The sequence below is a fragment of the Bacteroidales bacterium genome (assembly GCA_018334875.1).
Classification (GTDB): Bacteria; Bacteroidota; Bacteroidia; order Bacteroidales; family UBA12077; genus JAGXLC01.
Genome location: JAGXLC010000282.1, coordinates 1 through 5,282, shown reverse-complemented (window position 1 = coordinate 5,282; position 5,282 = coordinate 1). Strand labels below are relative to the sequence as shown.

Sequence of the window (5,282 nt, the reverse complement as noted above, 5' to 3'; positions counted from 1 at the left end):
AGTTGATGGGCCATAACCTTCGCTTCCAGCAATCTGGCACCCAACTCATCTTTCTCTTTGAGAGTTCCGGGGAAAAGCTCCTCCAAAGCGTCTTCCATCAGGGCATTAGTCCCTGGCCGCTGATTGGCGACCCGGAGAGAAAAATATACAACCTCTACGGGGTAGAGCGTTCAACGTCAAAGATGATGCGTACCATGCTTTCTTCCAGCATCTCTAAGGCAAAAAAATACACCCGGGAGTTTAATCTGCCTGAGGATAGACAGGCCAGCATGAACCTGATACCCGCTGATTTTTTTATCAATGAGGACCGGGAGATTGTAAAAGCCCATTATGGGAAGCATCTCGACGATCATGTTCCCATGGAAGAATTAAAAGCCTTTGCCGGAATCGAGTGATGCGCATCGAGTGGCCATTGGATTATTCCACCATTTTTATTATTTTACAGTTTTTGAATCGCCCGGGAAGGGATTACTTGAACCCGGATGTATGGCTTGGATCATTCATAAACTGGTAAGACAATATGGACAACGACAACCAGCAGGATCTGTCGGAATGGGTTGAATCATTCACCGGCGAACTCTTTGCAAGAGCATACTACAAAGTTTCGGATCCGGAACTGGCCAAAGATCTCGTTCAGGAAACCTTCCTGGCTGCTTCGGAAAACTACTCCACCTTCAAAGGCAAAAGTTCACCCAAGACCTGGCTTTTCTCCATTCTGAACAACAAAATCGTGGATCATTACAGAAAAAAGGTAAAACAGCCTGTGAATACGGATGATCAAATCTTAGCTGATTTTTTTGATGAGAACAAAGAATGGAAGCACGCCCACAGGCCCAAAGACTGGAAAGAAAACCAGAAAAACCTCTTAGACGATGATGAATTTTTAGAGGTGTTGAATAAATGCCTGGATGAACTGCCCTCCAACTGGAATACGTGTGTAAAACTGAAGTACCTGACCCAAAAAAAAGGAAAGGAAATCTGTCAGGAATTGAATATATCCCAGTCCAATTATTGGCAAATCATTCACCGCTCAAAAATTCAACTGAGGGATTGCATCGAAAAAAACTGGTTCAAAAACTAAAGGTCATGTTCAAAAAGATTATGCATAAATTGTTCCTCTCCTGCCTGAAGGCTACGGAACTCATTGAGAAAAAATTTCATTTTAAGCTTTCATTCAAAGAAAAACTGCAGTTAAAAGGCCATAAAATGATGTGCAAGGCTTGCACCCATTATGAAAAACAAAGCAAAATTATTGATAATGGAATAGCCAAAAGCCTTTACAAACGCGATATTACTCCGGAAGAGGTAAAACAGCTGAAAGATAGAATCAATCAACACCTCTCACCAAACTAAACATGTTGAAGCAGATACCGCCAAAAATTTTCTTTCACCTGGCCAGGGAAAAACGAACCGTTCAACGAGCCATTATCATCTCACTAGGCATCGGGGTAATCCTGAACCTGATCAACCAGCCCGAACTACTGACTGCCTTTTCTTATCAAAAATTAAATTTTGTTCAGATATTGCTGACTTTTATGGTCCCGTATGGGGTATCCACCTACTCTTCCATATTAAGCAATTACACGGCTAAACCCGGGCAAGTATCCAAACTGGATGCGAATCTTCAGTGTCAAAGATGCAAGAAAACCAATTTCCATGTTCATATCGGGGAACTCATAGAAGAATGCCCGCAATGTCAGGAAAATACGCGCTGGAAACCATTGAAGCTTTTCTCAAAACAAGATTCCGACGAGGAGTTAATAAAAAGTCTGGCCCTTTTTGCCCGGCATAATCCCCAACCCCTGTTCAGAATTAATAAACACAGTACCATCATTGGCGCAAATCCGAAATCAGAAGAACTATTAGGCCAGGATCAACTGGCAGGCAAAAAGTTGCAGGAGTTTATTCCCGAAGTCGGCGAAATGGATCTGGAAGAATTGATCCAACAGGAGCAAATCAAACATTTCATCGCCAACATCTCCGACAATTATTACAATTTCGTTTTTAAGGGCTTATCCACCCTGGATTCTATTCACGTTTACGGTACCGATATAACACAAATCATTCAGGCTGAACAACAAATAAAAAAGCAGACCGGAGAGATCCAGTCAAGCATCCATTATGCCTGGCGAATACAAAGCGCCATGCTCCCCGAATCAAAATTGATACAGCAGGTCTTCCCCAACCATTTTATTTTCTACAGACCAAGAAACACAGTAAGCGGTGATTTCTTCTGGATCAACCAGATCGGTCACTTTAGAATTGCAATTGCCGCTGACTGCACAGGACATGGTGTTCCCGGGGCATTCATGAGCATGATGGGAATCTCCCTGCTAAACGAGATCATCCTGAGAGAGGAAACACTAAAAGCAGATGAGATATTGAATAAGCTTCGTCAGCGCCTGATATCCTCGCTGGAAACAAACAATGCCCAGGAAACCGTTCAGGACGGTCTGGATATATCCCTGGCCATTATCGATGATCAGAACCATACCATTTATTACGCGGGCGCTTTCAATCCTCTTTATCTGCTGCGCAATCAACAACTTATAGAAATGAAAGCGGACCGGATGCCCATCGGAAAATATGTCCACGACACCGATCCCTTCACCCAACAATTTACCTCATTTGAAAATGGTGACAGGATCATTTTATTCACGGATGGATATAAAGATCAGTACGGTGAAAAGTACAATAAGAAAATCTCATCCCGCCGGTTTAAAAACCTCCTGACGGATTCGTCAAATTTACCGGTTCAAAAACAATTGAAGGAAATTGAGTCCTTTTTCGATACCTGGAAAGGAAACCAGGAACAGATCGACGATGTCCTGGTTATGGGAATCGAATTATCAACATAACCCCCCAAGCTGCCTTTCGGTTTAAAAACTTTCCCGGATATTGTATCTCAGGCCTGAAGATCATACTCACCAGGTCAATGATGAATCAGTATGAATTTCCCCCTCCACACCAGAGAGGTTTGTGATGCTGATATTGCAATAACTATAAAGTCCAACCCTCTTTTGTAATTGAAAAACCGTGTAGTCTGAATCTATCTGTCAGGATTGAGATAAAGCCACGACTACCTTGTTGAATGAATTCATCAGCTTCCTTATAAAGCTTTGTTTTTCATTGGAAATTAATATGTTGAACTAAAAAAATCACGATTATGAAAACGAAACAAATGAGTCTACCGGCAATTCTCTTTGCATTGGTGCTTATAACAGGAGTTTTAGGTTTTAACGACGATCTGAAAGCTCAATCCGTTGAACCGGTAACGGTTGAATCTGCCAAAGACTTTGAGGGCACCATTGAGTCAATCAAAAAAGCAGTCTCTAATGGCGAAATGATGGTTCTCTCCGAACTCAACCAGGGGAATATTCTGTCGATGACAGGATTGAAGGTGAAAGCCCATTCCTTTTTCATCGGAAACCCTACCGTCGGGAAAAAAGCTTTTTCAGCAGACCCCTCTGTCGGAGTGGTTATTCCGGTAAGAGTGAATGTGTATAATCAGGATGGCACCACTTATGTCAACTACTTCAAACCATCCGGGCTGTTTAATTCTTATGGGAAGAACGTGAAGATGATCGGCAAAAAACTGGATGGCAAACTGGAACAAATGATGAAGATGATATCTGAATGATAATTTGCTGCAGGCCGGATAAAAACAATCTTTCCGGCCTGCTTTCAGATTCATCATAACTAAAAGAAAAAAGGTACATATGAAGACAACAAACTACCAACTAGTCATACTTATTTTGGCACTTGCTCTGGCAGGTATAGCGCCCCTTCTTTTTCCCATAGCCCAGGCGGGTATAGCACCCCTATCCGATATGGCAACCACTTACCTGTTGCCCTCGGCCATTCTGCTGCTGGCCGTCATTGGCGTTGCTTCTTTCACGAAAGCAAAGCCGGCGGCCCGTCAAATAGCCAATGGATTTGTGGCAGGTATTGTTGCTACCGTGGCCCTGGAGATAATAAGAATAACAGGATTTAAACTAGGCGGAATGCCGGGAGATATGCCCAAATTGCTGGGTGTGTTGCTGTTGGACCAGTTTGCCCGGGGGCCTGATCTGGGGTCTAATATAGCCGGATGGAGCTACCATTTTTGGAATGGCGCTGCATTTGGCATCATCTACAGCATCCTTGCAGGAAGGGGTAAAATATGGACAGGAATCCTCTTTGGCATCCTTGTAGGGATCGGCTTTATGGTAAGTCCGGTTACCCGGGCATTGGGAATCGGGGCCTTTGGATTTGAGTTTAAAGACGGGTACCAGTTCTTAACGACCGTTACCCTGGCCCATATTGCCTTTGGCCTGGTGCTGGGCTGGATCCTACAAAAAAGTAACCGACAATACGACAGCATTTTTAAGCAGCTGCGAAATCGGTTTCATTCCGCTTAACCCTAGAATATAGGGATTAACTCAAACAGACAGTATATAATAAATTAACTGATAATCATAAAACTAAAAGCTATGACCAAACTTGCAATTATTGTCTTTGCCGACACAGGAACACCCGAAGCGCTGGGAAGAGTCTCTAATGCCATGACACTGGCTCAGGAAACCTTAGAGCACAGAGATGAGCTAAAATTTATTTTTGAGGGAGCCGGAACCAAATGGATCGGCGAGCTTGAAAATGAATCGCATAAGCTTCATGGGCCATACAAGGGTATAAAAAAACACATTACCGGGGCCTGCGCTTTTTGTGCCGAAGCCTATGGGGTAAAAAACCAAGTCGAGAAATCGGGAATTGCCCTGTTAAGTGAATACAACGGGCATCCCAGCTTACGCAACCTGTTTGCTGACGGCTACAATGTTTTGAGCGTCTGACCAAAAATCTTTGTGAAGCCCTGCTTTATTCGAAGCAGGGCTTTTTATGCGTCAGCAAATTCAAGAAAGCACAAGCAGATACCACCAAAAATATTCCCCTTCTAGTTCGCGTTTTTACAACAAATACCCGGAAATTTGTTAATTTTATAGAAATACAAGCTGCCATGAGCAAAAAGGATAAAAACGATGCCAATGAACCGTTATCGGAATACGGGGAGCCGGTATCTTTTAACCAGGTTTGGAAGATGTTCCAGGAAACCGATAAACAGTTTAAGGAAACCGACAAAGGCATGCAGGAAACCGATAAGCGCATGCAGGAAACCGACCGCAAAATTGATAAGCTTGCAAAGTTGTACGGGGGTGTATCTGAAAACAGCAAGGATGTGGCAGAGGAATTTTTCAGAAGGGGACTGGAAGCCCGAAGTTCACTTTTCGGCATCGAGTACACGGAGG

Annotated in this window: 8 protein-coding genes; all 8 read left to right on the top strand. The window is 43.3% G+C overall.

The annotated features are described in order from the left end of the window. Positions 1-395: hypothetical protein (locus KGY70_16475; GenBank protein ID MBS3776795.1), on the top strand; the 395-nt coding region annotated here is incomplete at its 5' end. A 125-nt stretch (positions 396-520) separates the two neighbouring features. After that, complete coding sequence (locus KGY70_16470; GenBank protein MBS3776794.1) at positions 521-1,081, top strand: sigma-70 family RNA polymerase sigma factor; 561 nt, start codon at positions 521-523, stop codon at positions 1,079-1,081. Between the two features lie 5 nt (positions 1,082-1,086). After that, a complete protein-coding gene (locus KGY70_16465; GenBank protein MBS3776793.1) occupies positions 1,087-1,353 on the top strand; it encodes a hypothetical protein in 267 nt (88 codons plus the stop codon). Between the two features lie 2 nt (positions 1,354-1,355). Beyond that, positions 1,356-2,858, top strand: coding sequence for a SpoIIE family protein phosphatase (locus KGY70_16460; protein ID MBS3776792.1), 1,503 nt, complete (start codon positions 1,356-1,358; stop codon positions 2,856-2,858). A gap of 308 nt (positions 2,859-3,166) precedes the next feature. Further along, the gene (locus KGY70_16455; protein MBS3776791.1) at positions 3,167-3,640 is read left to right on the top strand and encodes a DUF302 domain-containing protein; all 474 of its coding nucleotides are present in this window, start codon (positions 3,167-3,169) and stop codon (positions 3,638-3,640) included. 79 nt (positions 3,641-3,719) lie between these two features. Then, positions 3,720-4,400 (top strand): hypothetical protein, encoded by a 681-nt coding sequence (locus KGY70_16450; GenBank protein ID MBS3776790.1) that lies wholly within the window; start codon positions 3,720-3,722, stop codon positions 4,398-4,400. A gap of 72 nt (positions 4,401-4,472) precedes the next feature. After that, positions 4,473-4,829 carry a DsrE family protein gene (locus KGY70_16445; GenBank protein MBS3776789.1) on the top strand — a complete coding sequence of 119 codons (357 nt, stop codon included), beginning with the start codon at positions 4,473-4,475 and terminating at the stop codon, positions 4,827-4,829. Between the two features lie 164 nt (positions 4,830-4,993). After that, positions 4,994-5,282: hypothetical protein (locus KGY70_16440; protein ID MBS3776788.1), on the top strand; the 289-nt coding region annotated here is incomplete at its 3' end.

What these genes read in the sequence shown, in the direction of transcription:
- KGY70_16470 (MBS3776794.1), top strand. Translation starts at nt 521, where the DNA reads ATGGACAACGACAACCAGCAGGATCTGTCGGAATGGGTTGAATCATTC.
- KGY70_16465 (MBS3776793.1), top strand. Translation starts at nt 1,087, where the DNA reads ATGTTCAAAAAGATTATGCATAAATTGTTCCTCTCCTGCCTGAAGGCT.
- KGY70_16460 (MBS3776792.1), top strand. Translation starts at nt 1,356, where the DNA reads ATGTTGAAGCAGATACCGCCAAAAATTTTCTTTCACCTGGCCAGGGAA.
- KGY70_16455 (MBS3776791.1), top strand. Translation starts at nt 3,167, where the DNA reads ATGAAAACGAAACAAATGAGTCTACCGGCAATTCTCTTTGCATTGGTG.
- KGY70_16450 (MBS3776790.1), top strand. Translation starts at nt 3,720, where the DNA reads ATGAAGACAACAAACTACCAACTAGTCATACTTATTTTGGCACTTGCT.
- KGY70_16445 (MBS3776789.1), top strand. Translation starts at nt 4,473, where the DNA reads ATGACCAAACTTGCAATTATTGTCTTTGCCGACACAGGAACACCCGAA.